Source organism: Paraburkholderia translucens (assembly GCF_020881035.1).
Taxonomy (GTDB): Bacteria; Pseudomonadota; Gammaproteobacteria; order Burkholderiales; family Burkholderiaceae; genus Paraburkholderia; species Paraburkholderia translucens.
In genome coordinates, this window is the sequence record NZ_JAJITC010000008.1 from 52,050 (window position 1) to 71,152 (window position 19,103).

The 19,103-nt window shown below is 64.7% G+C and carries 19 protein-coding genes; 9 read left to right on the forward strand and 10 right to left on the reverse strand.

The window, feature by feature from the left end:
• Positions 1-66 precede the first annotated feature (66 nt).
• From LJ655_RS16330 to LJ655_RS16360, 7 genes are all read left to right on the forward strand, one after another.
• The gene (locus LJ655_RS16330) at positions 67-987 is read left to right on the forward strand and encodes a cytochrome C assembly family protein (protein ID WP_230562289.1); all 921 of its coding nucleotides are present in this window, start codon (positions 67-69) and stop codon (positions 985-987) included.
• Between the two features lie 10 nt (positions 988-997).
• The gene (locus tag LJ655_RS16335) at positions 998-1,297 is read left to right on the forward strand and encodes a PP0621 family protein (RefSeq protein ID WP_230562290.1); all 300 of its coding nucleotides are present in this window, start codon (positions 998-1,000) and stop codon (positions 1,295-1,297) included.
• Positions 1,294-1,890 (forward strand): 1,6-anhydro-N-acetylmuramyl-L-alanine amidase AmpD, encoded by a 597-nt coding sequence (gene ampD, locus LJ655_RS16340; protein WP_230562291.1) that lies wholly within the window; start codon positions 1,294-1,296, stop codon positions 1,888-1,890. Before LJ655_RS16335 ends, ampD begins: the two co-directional genes overlap by 4 nt.
• 525 nt (positions 1,891-2,415) lie before the next feature.
• Positions 2,416-5,418, forward strand: a complete 3,003-nt coding sequence (locus LJ655_RS16345; protein WP_230562292.1) for a ribonucleoside-diphosphate reductase subunit alpha — start codon at positions 2,416-2,418, stop codon at positions 5,416-5,418.
• Between the two features lie 520 nt (positions 5,419-5,938).
• Entirely contained in the window at positions 5,939-7,162 is a 1,224-nt protein-coding gene (locus LJ655_RS16350) for a ribonucleotide-diphosphate reductase subunit beta (RefSeq protein WP_230562293.1), read from the forward strand.
• Positions 7,163-7,250: 88 nt separating this feature from the next.
• On the forward strand, positions 7,251-7,568 hold the full coding sequence (locus LJ655_RS16355) for a hypothetical protein (RefSeq protein WP_230562294.1): 318 nt from the start codon (positions 7,251-7,253) through the stop codon (positions 7,566-7,568).
• Between the two features lie 29 nt (positions 7,569-7,597).
• Positions 7,598-8,212, forward strand: coding sequence for a histone H1-like DNA-binding protein (locus LJ655_RS16360; RefSeq protein ID WP_230562513.1), 615 nt, complete (start codon positions 7,598-7,600; stop codon positions 8,210-8,212).
• 227 nt (positions 8,213-8,439) lie between these two features.
• Here the strand turns inward: LJ655_RS16360 and LJ655_RS16365 are convergent, their stop codons facing one another.
• The 10 genes from LJ655_RS16365 to LJ655_RS16410 form a co-directional block, all read right to left on the reverse strand.
• A complete protein-coding gene (locus LJ655_RS16365; RefSeq protein ID WP_230562295.1) occupies positions 8,440-8,916 on the reverse strand; it encodes an outer membrane lipoprotein in 477 nt (158 codons plus the stop codon).
• A gap of 24 nt (positions 8,917-8,940) precedes the next feature.
• Positions 8,941-9,879, reverse strand: a complete 939-nt coding sequence (locus LJ655_RS16370; protein ID WP_230562296.1) for a carbohydrate kinase family protein — start codon at positions 9,877-9,879, stop codon at positions 8,941-8,943.
• A 94-nt stretch (positions 9,880-9,973) separates the two neighbouring features.
• Positions 9,974-10,474 carry a thiol peroxidase gene (tpx, locus tag LJ655_RS16375; protein WP_008923073.1) on the reverse strand — a complete coding sequence of 167 codons (501 nt, stop codon included), beginning with the start codon at positions 10,472-10,474 and terminating at the stop codon, positions 9,974-9,976.
• A gap of 74 nt (positions 10,475-10,548) precedes the next feature.
• Complete coding sequence (locus LJ655_RS16380; RefSeq protein ID WP_230562514.1) at positions 10,549-11,943, reverse strand: zinc-ribbon and DUF3426 domain-containing protein; 1,395 nt, start codon at positions 11,941-11,943, stop codon at positions 10,549-10,551.
• 47 nt (positions 11,944-11,990) lie between these two features.
• Complete coding sequence (gene prmA / locus LJ655_RS16385) at positions 11,991-12,893, reverse strand: 50S ribosomal protein L11 methyltransferase (protein ID WP_230562297.1); 903 nt, start codon at positions 12,891-12,893, stop codon at positions 11,991-11,993.
• A gap of 3 nt (positions 12,894-12,896) precedes the next feature.
• Entirely contained in the window at positions 12,897-14,261 is a 1,365-nt protein-coding gene (gene accC / locus LJ655_RS16390) for an acetyl-CoA carboxylase biotin carboxylase subunit (RefSeq protein ID WP_230562298.1), read from the reverse strand.
• Positions 14,262-14,377: 116 nt separating this feature from the next.
• The gene (gene accB, locus LJ655_RS16395; RefSeq protein ID WP_230562299.1) at positions 14,378-14,851 is read right to left on the reverse strand and encodes an acetyl-CoA carboxylase biotin carboxyl carrier protein; all 474 of its coding nucleotides are present in this window, start codon (positions 14,849-14,851) and stop codon (positions 14,378-14,380) included.
• Between the two features lie 80 nt (positions 14,852-14,931).
• Complete coding sequence (gene aroQ, locus LJ655_RS16400; protein WP_230562300.1) at positions 14,932-15,387, reverse strand: type II 3-dehydroquinate dehydratase; 456 nt, start codon at positions 15,385-15,387, stop codon at positions 14,932-14,934.
• 208 nt (positions 15,388-15,595) lie between these two features.
• Positions 15,596-16,156 (reverse strand): TlpA family protein disulfide reductase, encoded by a 561-nt coding sequence (locus tag LJ655_RS16405; RefSeq protein ID WP_230562301.1) that lies wholly within the window; start codon positions 16,154-16,156, stop codon positions 15,596-15,598.
• A gap of 19 nt (positions 16,157-16,175) precedes the next feature.
• Positions 16,176-16,826 (reverse strand): UDP-N-acetylmuramate--alanine ligase, encoded by a 651-nt coding sequence (locus tag LJ655_RS16410; RefSeq protein ID WP_230562302.1) that lies wholly within the window; start codon positions 16,824-16,826, stop codon positions 16,176-16,178.
• 200 nt (positions 16,827-17,026) lie between these two features.
• On the opposite strand from LJ655_RS16410, the gene mpl reads away from it, so the two are divergent.
• Together mpl and LJ655_RS16420 are read left to right on the forward strand one after the other, a co-directional pair.
• On the forward strand, positions 17,027-18,421 hold the full coding sequence (mpl, locus tag LJ655_RS16415; RefSeq protein ID WP_230562303.1) for a UDP-N-acetylmuramate:L-alanyl-gamma-D-glutamyl-meso-diaminopimelate ligase: 1,395 nt from the start codon (positions 17,027-17,029) through the stop codon (positions 18,419-18,421).
• Positions 18,418-19,032 (forward strand): YqiA/YcfP family alpha/beta fold hydrolase, encoded by a 615-nt coding sequence (locus LJ655_RS16420; protein ID WP_230562304.1) that lies wholly within the window; start codon positions 18,418-18,420, stop codon positions 19,030-19,032. The genes mpl and LJ655_RS16420 overlap by 4 nt, the downstream gene beginning before the upstream one ends.
• Positions 19,033-19,103: the final 71 nt, after the last annotated feature.

A 19,103-nucleotide genomic window follows, 5' to 3' on the forward strand; every position in this document is an offset into this window, starting at 1 on the left:
GTGGGGCCCGCGCAGCGCACGACGCGCAAGACGTCGCGGAGGAGGGGCCTAGTGTAAACTTCGAACATGGATATTGTACTGTATGCCCTCACCGCGCTTCTCTACGGCGGCCTCGCCGTGGCCGGCTGGCGCTCGCATCGGCACGCGGTCGTGCGTCCGCTGCTCGAGAGCGTGCCGCCGCTACCCGATCATGCCGCGAGCGCTTCGGTGGCCACCGGCATGAGCGCGCCCGGGCGCGCGCTGCTATTTGTCGCGTTGCTCGCCCACGGCGTGCTGCTGCATACCACGATCTTCCCGCAGAACGCGATGGTGTTCGGCTTCGCGTTCGCGCTGTCGGCGATGTTCTGGCTCGGCGCCGGTATTTACTGGATCGAGAGCTTCTTTTTCCCGCTCGACGGTTTGCGGTTGCTGGTGTTGCCGCTCGCGTGCGTCGCGTCGCTGCTGCCGCTCGCGTTCGGCGGCGTGCGCGTGCTGCCGTATGCCGCCGCGCCGATGTTCAAGCTGCACTTCCTGATTGCGAACATCGCGTATGGTCTGTTCGCGATCGCGGCACTGCACGCGGTGCTGATGCTGGCGGTCGAGCGGCGTCTGCATGCAATGCGCGGCGGACTCGCGCAGCGGCACGCGGCCGCCGCGGGCAACGGCTGGTGGTCGAGCTGGCTCGACACGCTGCCGCCGCTGCTCACGCTCGAAAAGCTGCTGTTCCGCCTGATCGGAGCCGGCTTCGTGTTGCTCACGCTGACGCTCGTATCGGGCATCCTGTTCAGCGAGCAGCTGATCGACCGCGCGCTGCTGCTCGATCACAAGACCGTGTTCGCGATTCTTTCCTGGGTGATGTTCGGCGCGCTGCTGACCGCGCGCAAGGTGTCCGGCTGGCGCGGCCGTGCGGCATTGCGCTGGGTGCTGGCCTCGTTCGTCGCGCTATTGCTTGCGTACGTCGGCAGCCGTTTTGTTTTCGAGGTGCTGTTGCACCGGCCTGTAGTGTGAGCGTGTCTCCATGCGACAAATCTTTTTGCTGATCGTGCTGTTCATCGTCGGTCAATGGCTCGTGAAGGCGCTGCGTCGCCACGAGGCGCAACGCACCGGTGCCCATGGTGCCAAGGGTGCCGGCACCGCGAATGGCGGCGCGCGCTCCTCGAATGAACAGCCGCAGCTTGCCGAGCCGATGATCCGTTGCGTCGAGTGCGGCGTGCATGCGCCGAAGAGCGAGTCCGTGAGCGTCGCGGGGCAGACGTTCTGCTGCGCCGCGCACGCGCAGCGCCACAGTGCGCGTCCGGCAGGCCGCGACGCGCGATGAGCGGCGCGTACACCGTCGACGCCGACGGTTGGGTTGGCGCCGCGCGTAAGCTCACCTCGCCGAATTTCGAAGCGCGGCCGCACGGCGCGGTGCCGACGCTGATCGTCGTTCACAACATCAGCCTGCCGCCGAACGAGTTCGGCGGCACCGCGATTGCCGAGCTGTTCCAGAACACGCTCGACTGCGACGCTCACCCGTACTACCACACGCATCTACGCGGCGTGCGCGTGTCCGCGCACTTCGTGATTCATCGCGACGGCGCACTCGAGCAGTTCGTGTCGTGCAACGAGCGGGCGTGGCACGCAGGGCCGTCGAATTTCTTCGGCCGCGAGCGCTGCAATGATTTCTCGATCGGCATCGAGCTCGAAGGCAGCGACACCATCGCCTTTGAAGATGCGCAATACCGCACGCTCGCCGCGCTCGTGAGCGCACTGAAGGCGCGCTATCCGATCGACGCGCTCGCCGGTCACGCCGACATCGCCCCCGGTCGCAAGACCGATCCGGGTCCACATTTCGAGTGGCCGCGGCTGCAACGCGATACGTCGCTCGATGGTCGGTATTTCCCCTATCTCAAGTTTTCCGAAACGCGGTAATCCCCCTTCGCACAACCTTGCGTGATTCGCAGAGAACCAGGCGCAGCCTGCTTTTCCGGGAGGCTTCTGCGCGCCGCGAAAGCCAAAAGTCAAGACTTCCGCAGCAAATAAAACCGTTTGACCTGTCTCGAATCTCCACTATACTTGGTGCCGAAAGCTGAGTTATGCACTATATGTTGTGTCGAGCTGTGAATAACCATGTGCATAACCGAGTGAATAAGTTTGCGGCGCCCCGCTCCCCGAGCACGGCGCCGCAAGCATTCCAGGCAGCGAAAAAAATTCCTGGAGCAGGGCCGGTAGGGGGATCTCCGGCCGCATCCAGAAGCATTCAGGAAAGGACCAGCCAGTGATCGCGACCGACCCGATGAAGACCGACGTCAAATCGAACCAGGCTTCCTCGCAGTTGCATCCCGCCAGCCGGCGTAGCCGGCCTTCCTGCACCTCATCGCTCGCGCACGCGGCGGCGCGGCGTTCGATTTAGTCCGCGGCACTCGCCGCCATTTCCAAAGACCAGGAGCTTTGCATATGCAAACCACCGACAACGTGACGACCCGGTACGAGGGCTCACCGACTGGCCAGGCTTTTGGCCAGACTCAAGGCGTAGAGGTGCTCGCGCCGCAAGCGAACTACGCCGACTACAAGGTGATCCGCCGCAACGGTAGCGTGGTGTCCTTCGAGCCGTCGAAAATCGCGATCGCCGTGACGAAGGCATTCCTCGCCGTCAACGGTGGTCAGGGCGCGGCGTCGGCGCGTGTGCGCGAACTGGTCGAGCAACTCACGCAGAACGTGGTGCGCGCGCTGGTGCGCAGCCGCCCGAACGGCGGCACGTTCCATATCGAAGACATTCAGGATCAGGTCGAGCTCGCGCTGATGCGCGGCGGCGAACACAACGTCGCGCGTGCTTACGTGCTGTACCGCGAGAAGCGCAACCAGGCGCGCGCGCATGATGAGCATGCGGAAAGCGCAAGCACGCCGGGCCTGAACGTGACCGACAATGGTGTCACGCGTCCGCTGGATATGGCCGCGCTGCGCGGCGTCATCGAATCCGCGTGCGCGAATCTCGGCGACGCGGTGAGCGCCGAGCCGATCGTCGCGGAAACGGTGAAGAACCTTTACGACGGCGTGCCGATGAGTCAGGTGTACGACTCGGCCATCCTTGCTGCCCGCACGATGATCGAAAAGGACCCGGCCTACAGCCAGGTGACCTCGCGCATCCTGCTGCACACGATTCGCCGCGAGATCCTCGAAGAAGAAGTCACGCAAGCCGAAATGGGCGAGCGCTACGCCGAGTACTTCCCGCAGTTCATCAAGCGCGGCATCGGCGCCGGCCTGCTCGACGACAAGCTCCAGCAGTTCGACCTGAAGCGTCTCGGCGCCGCGCTCGACGCGAACCGCGACCTGCAGTTCGGCTACCTCGGTCTGCAGACGCTGTACGACCGCTACTTCCTGCACCACGACGGCGTGCGCATCGAAATGCCTCAGGCATTCTTTATGCGTGTCGCGATGGGCCTGTCGCTGAACGAGATCGACCGCGAAGCGCGTGCAATCGAGTTCTACAACATCCTGTCGAGCTTCGACTTCATGAGCTCGACGCCGACGCTGTTCAACTCGGGCACGCATCGCTCGCAGCTGTCGTCGTGCTACCTGACCACGGTCGACGACGACCTCGACGGCATCTACGAAGCGCTGAAGGAAAACGCGCTGCTGTCGAAGTTCGCCGGCGGTCTCGGCAACGACTGGACGCGCGTGCGCGCGCTCGGCTCGCACATCAAGGGCACCAACGGCAAGTCGCAGGGCGTCGTGCCCTTCCTGAAGGTCGTCAACGACACCGCGGTCGCCGTGAACCAGGGCGGCAAGCGCAAGGGCGCCGTGTGCGCGTATCTCGAGTCGTGGCACCTCGACATCGAGGAGTTCCTCGAGCTGCGCAAGAACACCGGCGACGACCGTCGTCGCACGCACGACATGAACACGGCGAACTGGATTCCCGACCTGTTCATGAAGCGCGTGATGGAAGGCGGCGACTGGACGCTGTTCTCGCCGTCCACCTGCCCGGATCTGCACGACAAGTTCGGCGCCGAGTTCGAAGCGGCTTACACGGCTTACGAAGACAAGGTCGCGCGCGGCGAGATCAAGCTGTTCAAGAAGATTCCGGCGGCGCAGCTGTGGCGCAAGATGCTCGGCATGCTGTTCGAAACCGGCCATCCGTGGATCACGTTCAAGGATCCGTGCAACGTGCGCTCGCCGCAGCAGCACGTCGGCGTTGTCCACTCGTCGAACCTGTGCACGGAAATCACACTGAACACGAGCGACGCCGAGATCGCCGTTTGTAACCTCGGCTCGGTGAACCTCGTCGCGCACCTGAAGGAACAGGCCGACGGCACGGTCGCGCTCGACCACGACAAGTTGAAGCGCACAATCAGCGTCGCGATGCGCATGCTCGACAACGTGATCGACATCAACTACTACGCGGTCGCCAAGGCGCGCAACTCGAACCTCAAGCACCGTCCGGTCGGCCTCGGCATCATGGGCTTCCAGGACTGCCTGCACGTGCTGCGCACGCCGTATGCGTCGCAGGAAGCGGTCGAGTTCGCCGATCGCTCGATGGAAGCGGTTTGCTACTACGCCTACTACGCATCGACCGAGCTTGCCGAAGAGCGCGGCCGCTACTCGAGCTACCGCGGCTCGCTGTGGGATCGCGGCATCCTCCCGCAAGACACGGTCAAGCTGCTCGCCGAAGCGCGTGGCGGCTACGTCGAAGTGGATTCGAGCGAGTCGATGAACTGGGCCGAGCTGCGCTCGCGCATCGCGACCTACGGCATGCGCAACTCGAACTGCGTGGCGATCGCGCCGACCGCGACGATCTCGAACATCATCGGCGTGTCGGCGTGCATCGAGCCGACCTATCAGAACCTGTACGTGAAGTCGAACCTGTCGGGCGAATTCACGGTGGTCAACGACTACCTGGTGCGCGACCTGAAGGCGCGCGGTCTGTGGGACGAGGTGATGGTCGCCGACCTGAAGTACTTCGACGGCACGCTGTCGCGCATCGACCGCATCCCGGCCGACCTGCGCGCGATCTACGCGACCGCGTTCGAAGTCGATCCGACGTGGCTCGTCGAAGCGGCGTCGCGTCGTCAGAAGTGGATCGACCAGGCGCAGTCGCTGAACATCTACATGGCGGGCGCATCGGGCAAGAAGCTCGACGAGATCTACAAGCTCGCATGGCTGCGCGGTCTGAAGACCACCTACTACCTGCGCACGATGGCGGCGACGCACGTCGAGAAGTCGACGGTCGCGCACGGCGCGCTGAACGCTGTGAGCTCGGGTCATGACGGCTCGGGCGGCGCGGCGGGCGGGTTCGGCGTGAGCGGCGGTGCGGCTGGTGGCGTGGGCGGCGGCTTCCAGGCTGCGGCAGCGGCAACGGCGACTGCCGCGATCGCAGTCGAAGCGGCGCCCGAAGCGGATGGTCCGGTGTGCATGATGCGTCCGGGCGATCCTGGCTTCGACGAGTGCGAGGCTTGCCAGTAAGCGGAAGCAAGCAGCGGGAGCATTGCTTGCTAACTGCACGAGGCAGTTGCAGGTGACGACCCGCAAGCGGCGAGCAACGCGCCGCCTCAATGAAGTAGAAGCAGGTCGATGAGCGGTGGGCAGTTTCGAGGTCTCACCGCTCGTCGATGCAGCGAAGCAGCACAGCAGTCGGCCACGCCCGACACGCCATCGCACTTCACTCGCCGACGTCGACTCTCGCGATGAGCGGCTCGCGCGGCATCGATCAGTCAACGGATGCCGCGGATGCACTGCGCAATACATATAGATAGAGCAACGAAGCGTCGTGTCGAAACGTTGCTCTTCGAGTTCGCGAAGCACCTCGACAACACCTGTTCAACACGCATTCATCGCGTGTCACTCGACGCATCACACACAGCGTGTCGAACAAAGTGTTGTATGAACGTAGCAACGCGAATCGAAAACAGGAATTTTCGCGAGTGAGCTCTTTTATCGCTCGTGAAAAGATGGTACAAACCGTTCTAAATTGATGGTGACATTTATGCTCAACTGGGATGACGAGATCACTGCCGTAACTCCCTCGAGCGCGACGCAACCCGACGTGTTGCGCAACGCTGCGGGGTCGGCTGTGGGTTCGCAAATCGGAACGCGTTCCGCTCCTCATGCTCCCTCCGCTCAAGAAGTCTTCGCGAACGACATCGCTGTCGCTCCCGTTGCTCGTGCCGGCAACGCCGCGGCTGCTTCCGAAGCGCGCGTCAATGTCGCCGACAAGCGCATCATCAACGGCCAGACTGACGTCAATCAGCTGGTGCCGTTCAAGTACAAGTGGGCGTGGGAGAAGTATCTGGCAGGTTGCGCCAACCACTGGATGCCCCAGGAAGTGAACATGTCGCGCGACATCGCCCTGTGGAAAGACCCGAACGGGCTGACCGAGGACGAGCGCCGCATCGTCAAGCGCAACCTGGGCTTCTTCGTGACGGCGGATTCCCTCGCCGCCAACAACATCGTGCTGGGCACCTACCGCCACATCACGGCGCCCGAATGCCGCCAGTTCCTGCTGCGCCAGGCGTTCGAAGAGGCGATCCACACGCACGCTTACCAGTACATCGTCGAGTCGCTCGGTCTCGACGAAGGCGAAATCTTCAACGCGTATCACGAGGTTCCGTCGATCCGCGCGAAAGACGAATTCCTGATTCCGTACATCCACGTGCTGACCGACCCGGCCTTCAAGACCGGTACGCTCGAAGCAGACCAGACGCTCCTGCGCTCGCTGATCGTGTTCGCCTGTGTGATGGAGGGCTTGTTCTTCTACGTCGGCTTTACACAAATCCTGGCGCTCGGCCGCCAGAACAAGATGACCGGCGCGGCGGAGCAGTACCAATACATCCTGCGCGACGAGTCGATGCACTGCAACTTCGGCATCGACCTGATCAACCAGATCAAGCTCGAAAATCCGCACCTGTGGACGGCTGAGTTCCGCGCCGAAATTCGCGCGATCTTCCAGCAGGCGGTCGAGCTCGAATATCGCTACGCCGAAGACACGATGCCGCGCGGGGTGCTCGGTCTGAACGCGTCGATGTTCAAGAGCTATCTGCGCTTCATCTGCAACCGCCGTTGCCAGCAGATCGGTCTCGATCCGCTCTACCCGAACGAGGAAAACCCGTTCCCGTGGATGAGCGAGATGATCGACCTGAAGAAGGAACGCAATTTCTTCGAGACGCGAGTGATCGAATATCAGACTGGCGGCGCGCTGTCCTGGGAGTAAAACCGGGATTCGCGTCGCGGATGTATTCATTGATGGGGATGCCGCCGCCTGTGGCCGCGGCGCCCCGGGTTAGGAGCAGAACGGCCTGATGCAAAGCGTGCCCGGTGCCTTGACGGCCCACAAACATGACAGGCACTTTGCGGACCCTTCAGTGGGATGGGCAAACTTCCCCCCGGAAAAAGCCGCTGGCGTTGTTGCCGGCGGCCCGATCAAGCCATTGCCGGCGTCGCCTCGCGACGCCGACCAGATCTGGCGCGCGGTGCCTTCGGGCACAGCGCGCCTAACCGCATTCATTAGCGTAAGCGCGTTGCACCAGCGTACGCCGATGAATAGCCCGCTTCGTAGCGCGCGCCCTGAGAAGCGTCCGCGGGAAGCGGGTTTTGACGAAGGGTGTTGTTTGAACTGACCTCATCTCGAAACCTGAAGGAGAAAATGATGGCAACTGCAAAGAAAGCCGCGGCCAAGAAGCCGGCAGCAAAGAAGACCGCAGCCAAGAAGGCTGCTCCGGCTAAGAAAGCCGCACCGGCCAAGAAGGTCGCCGCCAAGAAGGTCGCAGTGAAGAAGGTTGCGGCGAAGAAGGTTGCAGCCAAGAAGGTCGCGGCGAAGAAGGCAGCACCGGCGAAGAAAGCCGCAGTGAAGAAGGTTGCGGCGAAGAAGGTTGCAGCCAAGAAGGTCGCGGCGAAGAAGGCAGCACCGGCGAAGAAAGCCGCAGTGAAGAAGGTCGCAGCGAAGAAGGTTGCAGCCAAGAAGGTCGCGGCGAAGAAGGCAGCACCGGCGAAGAAGGCCGCGGCGAAGAAGACCGTTGCCAAAAAGGCGGCGGCGCCTGCGAAAAAGGCTGCAGCCAAGAAAGCTGCACCTGCCAAGAAGGCTGCACCTGCGAAGAAGGCCGCTGCTCCCGCGAAAAAGGCTGCTCCTGCGAAGAAGGCTGTCGCCAAGAAGGCCGCGCCTGCTCCCGCTGCGCCTGCTGTCTCGAGCGCACCGGCGGCGACGGTGAAGACCGCGCTGAACCCGGCAGCGGCATGGCCGTTCCCGACGGGCAGCCGTCCGTAAGCCGTAGAAGAAAGTCGACACATCGCGTGATGTGTCGGATGGCCGGGTCGTGCTCGAATTCGTGCGAGTGCCACCCGGTCAATGTCCCGTTACCGGCGTGCCGGTGGCGGGTTTTTTTTTGCGCGGCGCCCTGAAAGAAAAACACGCATGAACCCGTGAGGGCGCATGCGTGCGGAGCCGACGTCGCGCCGTTGAACTGCGCGCGGCCGTGCGAGAAGGAGCCGGGCTTAGTGCGTAACGCGCGTGACGCCGCCGCTCGACAGCAGCCTCACGCGATCGCCGGCGCGGAAGATCTCGCCGGTGGCGGTTTGGGTTACCGCGCGCAGGTCGCCGTTGTCGAGCCGCACGGTGATTTCGATACCGTCGCGCATCGCCACGCGGTTCTCGATCGCATTGCCTGCGACCGCACCGCCGATGCCGCCGACGATACCCGTCGCGACCGAGCCACGTCCGCCGCCGATCGTACTGCCCGCGAGCGCGCCGAGCGCCGCGCCACCGAGTGCGCCGATGCCGATCGGCTGACCTTCGTTGGTGCTGATGCGCACCGCGCGCACGCTCTCCACCGTGGCCATGCGAACCGTCTGCTCACGCTGCGCCTGCGAGGCGGTGAAAACGTCGGGAGAACTGCTGTTGACCGCACACCCCGACATGGCGAGCGAACCGGCGATCACGCTGGCGACGATCAGGCGACTCGATGTTCTCATTCCCAAACTCCATAGCACGCGATATCAGTGCAGGTCGTATCCGAAGGCCTGCTTGAATCGCTCGTTGATTTCCGCCCGGCTGGGCGCGTAGTTTTGCGGGCCTTGATGCTCGATCTTGATTGCGCCCATCAGGCTGGCGAGACGGCCGGTCGTGGCCCAGCCGAGACCCTTCTCGATACCGTAGAGCAAGCCGCCGCGAAACGCGTCGCCGCAACCGGTGGGATCGAGCACCTGCGTCGCCTTGACAGCCGGAATCTCTTCGATGCCGCCGCCGTGATGGATCTGCGCGCCCTTCTCGCCGAGCGTGATGATCAGCGCCTCGACCTTGCTCGCGATCTGTTCGATCGACCAGCCGGTCTTGTTGCTCACCAGCGCGGCTTCGTAATCGTTGACCGCAACATATGTGGCAAGTTCAATGATGCGCCGCAGCGTCTCGCCATCGAACAGCGGCAAGCCCTGGCCCGGATCGAAGATGAACGGCACGCCCGCGGCGGCGAGCTGTTCGGAGTGCTGAACCATGCCGTCGTAGCCGTCCGGCGCGACGATGCCGAGCGTCACGCCTTTCACTTCGTCAGCGCGGTTGTGATGCGACTGCATCATCGCGCCCGGATGGAACGCGGTGATCTGGTTGTTCTCGAGGTCGGTCGTGATCATCGCTTGCGCCGAGTAGGTGTCCGGCACGACGAGCACGTTTTCTGCCGACAGGCCGAGCGTCGCGAGCCGGTCCAGGTAGAGCTGCGCATCGACGGCGCCGATCGCGCCCATGATGCGCGCGTCGCCGCCGAGCAGGTTCAGCGCATAGGCGATGTTGCCCGCGCAGCCGCCGAACTCGCGACGCATGGTCGGCACGAGAAAGCTCACGTTCAGGATGTGGACCTGCTCCGGCAGGATGTGCTCCCGAAAGCGGCCCTCGAAGGTCATGATGTTGTCGTATGCGAGCGAGCCGCAGATGAGCGTAGCCAAAGCGAGCGTTCCTGTTTGAAAACGGTGGAAATAGAAGCGACACGGCGGCAGCGCCACACGCGAGGCGCGGCGCTGCCGTTCGCGCGCAGAAGGCTTACTTCAGTGCGGCGAGCGCTGCGTCGTAGTTCGGCTCGTTCTTGATTTCGCCGACCAGTTCGGCGTGCACGACCTTGTCGTTCTCGTCGATCACGACGACCGCGCGCGCGGTCAGGCCGGTCAGCGGACCGCTCGTGACGTCGACGCCGTACGCTTGCGCGAACTCATGGCCGCGGAACGTCGACGCGGTCACCACGTTTTCGATGCCTTCGGTCGTGCAGAAGCGCGACGCCGCGAACGGCAGGTCGCCCGACACGACGATCACGGCCGTGTTGGTAAGCTTTGCGGCGGCTTCGTTGAACTTGCGGGTCGACGTCGCGCAGGTCGGCGTGTCGAGGCTCGGGACGATGTTGAGCACCTTGCGCTTGCCGGCGAAGTCGGCGAGCGTCAGCGGCTTCAGATCCTTGCCGACCAGCGAGAATGCGGCGGCCTGCTGGCCGACCGACGGGAACGTGCCGCTTACTTCGATCGGGTTGCCACCCAGCGTGACTTGACTCATGTGTTGTGCTCCAGAAAGTGCGTCAGTGATGACAATGAAGCGCCCGCTTTGAGCGGGCGCGCGAGGGGTGCGTATTACGGATAAAAAATCTGTACGCGGAAATTGGAGGCGATCGCAGTGCCGGTGTCGAGATGGACGATCATCGTCTGCGTCGTATGCGCGGGCAGGCCGCTCGCGATCACCGTGCCGGGCGGCACGTAATCCTGCGGCCACAGCACGCGCCGTACGGCGACGTTGTTCTGATCGTCGAGCAGCGTGAGTTCGATCGCAGGGTAGGCAAGCGCGATGTTCAGGCGGTTGTGCAACGGCATCTTCAGTTCGAGCTTGTGCGGGCCGTCGATCTGCCGCAGGTCGGATGGCTCGACCAGCAATCCTTCGATGTCGTGCGGCGGCGTCAGCTGGCAGCCAAGATACGCGCAGGCCTGCGCATACAGCACCTGCGAACGCGGCAGGTTGACCATCACGGTCTCGCGTTGCCACCACGCGAGTTGCGCGAGCAGCACGATGACGAGCAGCGCGGAGAGCACCACGCCGGCCACGAGCCAGCCGACGCGCCCGGCTTCCGTTGGGCGCGTTTCGCGCACTACCCGGAACGGATCGGCGCCGTCGCCGACGGGCGGGTTGACCGAGAATGGCTCGCCGCTCGATGCGGCGGGCGCGGGGCCGCCGGGCGGGCGCGGACCGCCGGGGCCGCCGCCGGACGCACCTGCGACACCCGCGGCGCCCAAGCCTGCGGCGGTCCCGAAGCTGGCGGGGCCCGTGCCGATCGAGCCGAAGCGCGGCTCGTTGTCGGACATGCCATGCAGCCCCGCTGGTTCATGCAGCGCGGGTTCATCCGGCGTGGACGGCTGGGGGCGTTCGACCTTGCGCCAGACGCGCGGCGCTTCGTCTTCGAGTGGCGGAGGAGTAGCAGGCGCGGCGGGACGCGCCGCGGGGGGGACGACAGCCGGTTCATCAACCGTGTCGTCGGTGGGATAGGCAAACGGTTCGAATGGTGCGTCGGCCAGCGTCGGCTCGTCGTCCTCGGGCAGCGGAGGGGTGAAACCGCTGGGGCGCAATTCAGGTTCGGCCGGCTGACGCGGCGTGACGGGGGCCGCGGGTGCGTGCACGTCGCTACCAGGCGGCAGCGGCGCGAGCGGGACGCTGGCGGCGTGATCGCGCAAACGGCTGTCGAGCGTATCGCTCGAAGCGCTGGGGGAGACGTGGTCCGAAGCCCGCGGGTCCAACGCGGCGCTGCTGACGTCCGGGCCTGGTTGCCGCACTCCGGACAGCGCTTCGATCGCCGCCGCGGCGGCAACCGGCTTGGCCGTGGAGAAATCGCCGCCTTCGGAGACGTCGAAGAGACTGCTCGACGCGTCGAAGACTTCCCGGCAATGCCCGCACCGCACGAGGCCGCGGCGCTGCGCAAGCTGCGCCGGTTGCAGACGGAAGACAGTTTCGCAGAAGGGGCAGCGCGTCGCCAGGTGCATATCGAGCCGTTGAGCCAAAGGCCGTTGGGTTGACAATACGCCTTATTCTAATGGCTTTCGCGGCGCGTTCCGGCGAGACACACCCAACCTTCGTGCTCGCGCCACACGCTGATATCGATCCAGCGCGCATAGACCTGCGCGACCTCGTCGGCCTGGCGCGCAAGAATGCCCGACAGCGCGATGCGCCCGCCCGGCTTCACCTTCGACGAAAGCATCGACGCCATCAGCTTCAGCGGATTGGACAGGATGTTCGCGACCACGACGTCGAATTCACCGGCCGGACAGGCGTCAGGCAGGCCATAGATGACCTCGGCGTGATTGCGCTCGCTGTTGTGACGCGCCGCTTCGACCGCCTGCGGATCGATGTCGATGCCGATCACCGGATCGGCGCCGCACTTCTTCGCGAGAATCGCCAGAATGCCGGAGCCGCAGCCGTAGTCGAGCACGGACTGGCCGGCCTTGACCGACTGCTCGATCCACTCCATGCACAGGCGCGTGGTGGGGTGGCTGCCGGTGCCGAACGCGAGGCCCGGATCGAGTTCGAGCACGAGCGCGTCGGGGTCCGGCGCATCGTGCCACGACGGCACGACCCAGATGCGCTCGCCGATCTGGATCGGATCGAACTGCGACTGCGTGAGCCGCACCCAGTCCTGCTCCTCGACTTCGCGCACGGTGTACGCCGGCGCGGCATCGAGTCCGATTTCGTTGGCCGCGGCGGTCAGCAGCACGGCCGGATCGTGCTCCGGCGCGAGCAGTGCGATCACGCGCGAATGCTGCCACGCCGTGCGATCCGGCGTGAGACCGGGTTCGCCGAACAGCGGCTGCTCGTCGGGCGTGTCGGCGTCGGCGTCTTCGACCGACACGGACAGAGCGCCCAGCTCGAGCAGCGCGTCGGACAACTCCTCCGCGTGCTCGCGCGCCAGTTCGGCGACCAGTTCCCGATAGCTCATGACTTACGCTTCTTCCGCGACCTGCTGACGCGCGGCCAGCCGGTTTTCGAGGTAGTGAATGCTGGTGCCGCCTTCGACGAACTTCGCGTCGAGCATCAGCTCGCGGTGCAGCGGGATGTTGGTCTGAATACCTTCGACCACCATCTCCGACAACGCGATACGCATCCGCATGATCGCCTGCTCGCGCGTCGCGCCATAAGCGATCAACTTGCCGATCATCGAATCATAGTTCGGCGGCACGAAATAGCCGTTGTATGCGTGCGAATCGACACGGATGCCAGGGCCCCCCGGCATGTGCCACGAGGTCAGGCGTCCCGGCGACGGGGTGAATTTGAACGGATCTTCGGCGTTGATCCGGCATTCGATCGCATGGCCGCGGAACTGGATATCGCGCTGACGGAACGTTAGCTTCTCGCCGGCCGCGATGCGGATCTGTTCCTGCACGATGTCGACACCGGTGATCAGTTCGGTCACCGGATGCTCGACCTGTACGCGCGTGTTCATCTCGATGAAGTAGAACTCGCCGTTTTCGTAGAGGAACTCGAAGGTGCCCGCGCCGAGGTAGCCCATCTTCTTGCACGCGTCCGCGCAACGATCGCCGATGCGGTCGATCAGACGACGCGCGATGCCCGGCGCCGGCGCTTCCTCGATCACCTTCTGGTGACGGCGCTGCATCGAGCAGTCGCGCTCGCCGAGCCACACGGCGTTCTTGAACGAGTCGGCCAGCACCTGGATTTCGATGTGCCGCGGGTTCTCGAGGAACTTCTCCATGTAGACCTGCGGGTTGCCGAACGCGCGGCCGGCTTCCTCGCGGGTCATGTTGACCGCGTTCACGAGCGCCGCTTCCGTGTGCACCACGCGCATGCCGCGGCCACCGCCGCCGCCGGCCGCCTTGATGATGACCGGATAGCCGATCTGGCGGGCGATCTTCACGATCTCCCTGGGATCTTCCGGCAGGGCGCCTTCCGAACCCGGCACGCAAGGCACGCCGGTCTTGATCATGGTCTGCTTGGCCGTGACCTTGTCGCCCATCATGCGGATCGTTTCCGGACGCGGGCCGATGAAGGTAAAGCCGGACTGCTCGACGCGCTCGGCGAAGTCGGCGTTCTCCGACAGGAAGCCGTAGCCGGGGTGGATCGCTTCGGCGTCGGTGACTTCGGCCGCGCTGATCAGCGCAGGCATGTTCAGATAGCTCAGATTCGACGGTGCCGGGCCGATGCAGACCGCCTCGTCGGCGAGCTTCACGTACTTGGCTTCCTTGTCGGCTTCTGAATAGACGACGACCGTCTTGACGCCGAGCTCGCGGCAGGCGCGCTGGATACGAAGCGCGATCTCGCCACGATTGGCAATGAGGATTTTTTCAAACATAGCGGTTTTTCGACTCATCAATGGGCGCCGGGTCGGTCACGACGCCGGCTACCGCAGAGGATCGGTCGCGCGCCTCGTCATGAGCGGCGCGCGGGCGGCGATTTGTGCGTGCCGCGTTAGCCGATCACGAACAGCGGTTGGCCGTACTCGACCGCCTGGCCGTTTTCGACGAGGATTTCCTTGATCACGCCGGACTTGTCCGACTCGATCTCGTTGAGCAGCTTCATCGCTTCGATGATGCAGATGGTCTGGCCTTCCTTGACCGTGTCGCCGACCTGCACGAACGGATCGGCGCCCGGCGACGGTGCGCGGTAGAACGTGCCGACCATCGGCGAGGTCACGACGTGACCTTGCGGCGCGGCGGCGGCCGGCGTGGCCGGAGCGCCCGCGGCGACTGCCGGTGTTTCGACGGCGCCGACCGGTGCCGGTGGTGCGAATTGCGGTGCGGCGTACGAGGCGGACGGCTGAACGTAAACCGGCGGCGCATTCTTGACGATGCGGACTTTGCCTTCGCCCTCGGTCACTTCGAGTTCCGAAATACCGGACTCCGAGACGAGGTCGATCAGAGTTTTGAGTTTACGTAGATCCATCAGGGTGCCCCTTTTCAATGCGTAGATTGCCGGCTTGCGCAAATGTGCAGTAAGCCGGCTCAAATTGGACGTGTTTGGATTCAGCCGCGCGACGTGCCGGCCGCAAGCCGGTCGAGCGCGAATTCGAGCGCGTACAGATACCCCTTCCAGCCGAGGCCGCAGATCACGCCCTCAGCCTGGTCGGAGAAATACGAGTGATGCCGGAACGGTTCGCGACGATGCACGTTCGACAGATGAATCTCGACGAACGGGATGCCAACCCCCGCCAGTGCGTCCCGAATGGCCACGCTCGTGTGCGTGTACGCGGCGGGATTGATCAGGATGAAATCGGTTTTCTCGGTGCGGGCCGCCTGAATACGGTCGACAAGGGCGCCTTCGTGATTGCTCTGGAATGACGCAAGCTCGACGCCTGCGTCGGCTGCGCGGTCCGCCAGCGCCTGATCGATCTGCGGCAGGGTCACGCGACCATAGACCTCGGGTTCCCGGGTGCCGAGAAGGTTGAGGTTGGGTCCGTGCAGTACCAGCAGTCGCGTCATGGTCGCTTCTTTTTCCGTGGAATTGCGCGCACTTTAGCGCTGATTAGAGAAACTTGTCTAGTTTCGCGCGCGTAAGCGGTGACGGCCGGTGCGGACTGCGGAACTGCCTCGGATTCAACTTCACTCAATTTCGGGGATTGTTCGCGCATTTTTGCTCGTTCTGCGCGGAATGGCATGCCAAAAAACGCAGCGCACGAAATCGGGAAATTTACAGCGCATCGAGCGTCTGGCGCAGCGCCGCGGGATTGATCTGGCCCAGTTTTGTCGAGCGGATGTTGCCTTTTGCGTCGATCACGACGGTAAACGGCAGACCACCCGCATTGTTGCCGAAGGCGCGCGCGAGATCGGCGCCGCCGAAGCCGGTCACGTAGATGGGGTAGGCAACCTTGACGTTCTGCAGGAAGGTCTGGATGTTCTTTTCCGAATCCACGCCGAGGCCGATGAACTGGATGCCTTTCTTCGCGTACTCGCGCTGGATTTGCGACAGCGCGGGCATTTCCTCGACGCACGGACCACACCACGACGCCCAGAAATTGACGACGATCGGGTGGCCCTTCAGGAGACTCAGCGACTGCGGCTTGCCGTCGACGTTCGTGACCGGCGCGGCCCACAACTGCTGGACAGCGCTTGCGTGAGGATCGGTCTGTGCCCCGGACTGCGCCGCGTACGCGACCTCGGTATCGCGAGCGAGCCAGTGATTGGCCAGCACCCCGCCTCCCGCGGCGGCCAGCGCTACGACTACGCCTGCCAGCATACGTCTCGTGTTCATCGTGCCCCGTTCTGTCTGTTCAAATGGTGAAGGACTGCACTTCGTCGCCGTCGAGCAGTGCCTGTACTGCCTGCAGATTCGCCCGCGCGGTGCGGCCACGCGCGTCGGCGCGCACCGCGCCGCGCAGGTCGTCGGTTTCGTACAGCGCGAGGTGAATGCCGACCGGCTCGGCGTTGCGGTCGTCCGCCGGGCGCCACAGGAAGCTCAGCGTCTCCACGTAGCCGCGGCCCGCGAAGTGCCGTGTTTCCGACACGTCATACTGGATGTTCGCATTGAGCAGGTAGATCGCGACCTCCTTCGGGTTGTCGCAGAACGCCTGCAGATGCACATCCGAGTGTTCGCCGGCCGTGCCGCCGAGCACCGCGCCCGTCAGATACGGATTGAACGGCGCGAGCCGCTCCATCCAGTCGACCGCGATCACGCGCAGCCGCCGCAGCAGCGCCGGCTGGCTGTCGCCCTGGAACAGCGACTGATATTCGCGGATTTCTTCCTCGATCTGGTCGTTGTCCGGTAGCCACTCGCCGGCAACACGGTTCTCGCCGATGACCTGCCGGGCCGCCTTGCGCTTCGCGCTGGCGTAGTCCAGACCGTCTTCGGCAATCAGGCGTGCAGCCGCGATTGCGATTTCCTCGCGCACGCGTTGCGGATCGAAATGTGATTTGCGCACCATCTTTGCATCATACTCGATCGGGTCTGGCGGCGCGGTCCAAGGCCCCCGGACAGGGCGGCGCCGGGCGCGGCCAGCCGGGGCAGCGCGGGCCGCGTCGGTTATGCGTCGGTTACAATAGGCGTCCTTTGCAGACGGTCGCTCCGGCTGTCCTGCGGCTCTCCCATCCCTCGCAAGAAACGCCCGCGCGGCACGACAGGCTTATGCACATCCACATCCTCGGCATCTGCGGCACCTTCATGGGCGGACTCGCGGTCCTCGCGCGCAACGCGGGCCACACGGTGACCGGCTGCGACGCCGGCGTCTATCCGCCGATGAGCACGCAGCTCGAGGCGCAAGGCATCGGTCTGATCGAGGGTTACGACGCGGATCAGCTGAACGGCCTGAACGCGGATCTGTTCGTGATCGGCAACGTGGTCACGCGCGGCAACCCGCTGATGGAAGCGATCCTCGACCGCGGTTTGCCGTACGTGTCCGGTCCGCAATGGCTCGGCGAGCACGTGCTGAACGGCAAATGGGTGCTGGCGGTGGCCGGCACGCACGGCAAGACCACCACGAGCTCGATGCTGACCTGGCTGCTCGAAGACGCGGGCCTGAACCCGGGCTTTCTGATCGGCGGCGTGCCGCTGAATTTCGGCGTGTCGGCGCGGCTCACGGATTCGAGCTTCTTCGTGATCGAAGCCGACGAATACGACACCGCATTCTTCGACAAGCGCTCGAAGTTCGTCCATTACCGCCCGAAAACGGCGGTGCTGAACAATCTCGAATTCGATCACGCCGACATCTTCCCCGATCTCGCGGCCATCGAAACGCAGTTCCATCATCTGATCCGCACGGTGCCGCGCCTCGGCCGCGTCGTCACGAACGGCCGCGAGGACGCGCTCGAGCGCGTGCTGACGCGCGGCTGCTGGAGCGAGATCGAGCGCTTCGGCGTGCAGGGCGGCTGGGAGATTCAAGCGGCGGAGGACGGCGTGCCCGTCGACGAACGCTTCGCCGTTTATCACAACGGCGAGCGCGTCGGTGTGGTCGACTGGCAGGTGCAGGGCGAGCACAACCGCATGAACGCGCTTGCCGCGATCGCCGCCGCGCGCCATGTAGGCGTGCCGCCGGCGCAGGCCGCGAAGTCCCTGTCAGGGTTCCGCAACGTGAAGCGCCGCATGGAAGTGCGCGGCAGCGTCGACGGCGTGACCGTGTACGACGACTTCGCGCATCACCCCACCGCGATCGAGACGACGTTGGCCGGGCTGCGCGCGCGCGTTGGCCGCGACAACACGCGCATTCTCGCGGTGCTCGAACCGCGCTCGAACACGATGAAGCTCGGCGTCATGAAAGCGCAGCTGCCCGCGAGCCTCGCCGACGCCGACCTCGTTTTCGGCTACGGCGCGCCGAGCGGGCGCGACGCGCTCGGCTGGAACCTCGGCGAGGCGCTTGCGCCGCTCGACGGCAAGGCGCAGGCGTTCGACAACCTCGACGCGCTGGTGAAGGCCGTGGTCCACGCGGCGCGCCCCGGCGACCAGATCCTGGTGATGAGCAACGGCGGCTTCGGCGGCGTGCACCAGAAGCTGCTCGACGGTCTTTCGGCGCGAGGCGCGTCGTGATTCTCTATCTGCATGGTTTCCGCTCGTCGCCGAATTCGTTCAAGGCGCGTCTGCTGGCGGCGCGTCTCGCCGAGCTGGGCCGCGCAGACGAATGGTGCTGCCCGATGCTGCCGGTGTCGCCGTTCGAGACGGTCGCGCTCGCCGAATCCCGGGTGGCCGAGGCGCGCGCGAAGGGCGGTGCACAGCAGGTCACGGTGATCGGCAGTTCGCTCGGCGGCTACTTCGCGACGCATCTGGCCGAGAAGCATGGCTGGCCGGCCGTGCTGCTGAACCCGGCGGTCGCGCCGCAACGCGATCTGAGCGCGTATCTCGGCGAGCAGCCGTTGTGGCACGGTGGCGGCAGCATCGTCGTCGAGCCGCATCATCTCGATGAATTGCGCGCGCTCGGCGTCGCGTCGATCACGCGGCCCGAACGCTATTATTTGATGGCAGCCACCGGCGACGAAGTGCTCGACTACCGCGAAATGCTCGCGCACTACCCGGGCGCACGCACGACGCTGATCGAGGGCAGCGACCACGCGATCAGCGAGTTCGCGCAGTATCTCGGCGACGTGCTGGCGTTTTGCGACGCCGAACACGCAGAGCCGACGACGCCGCGCGCGGAGGCCTGAGCGCGCTCAAGCGCGGCGGCCTATCTCTGCGCAAGGACATCTTAAAGACGTACCGACCGCCTCCGCCGGTC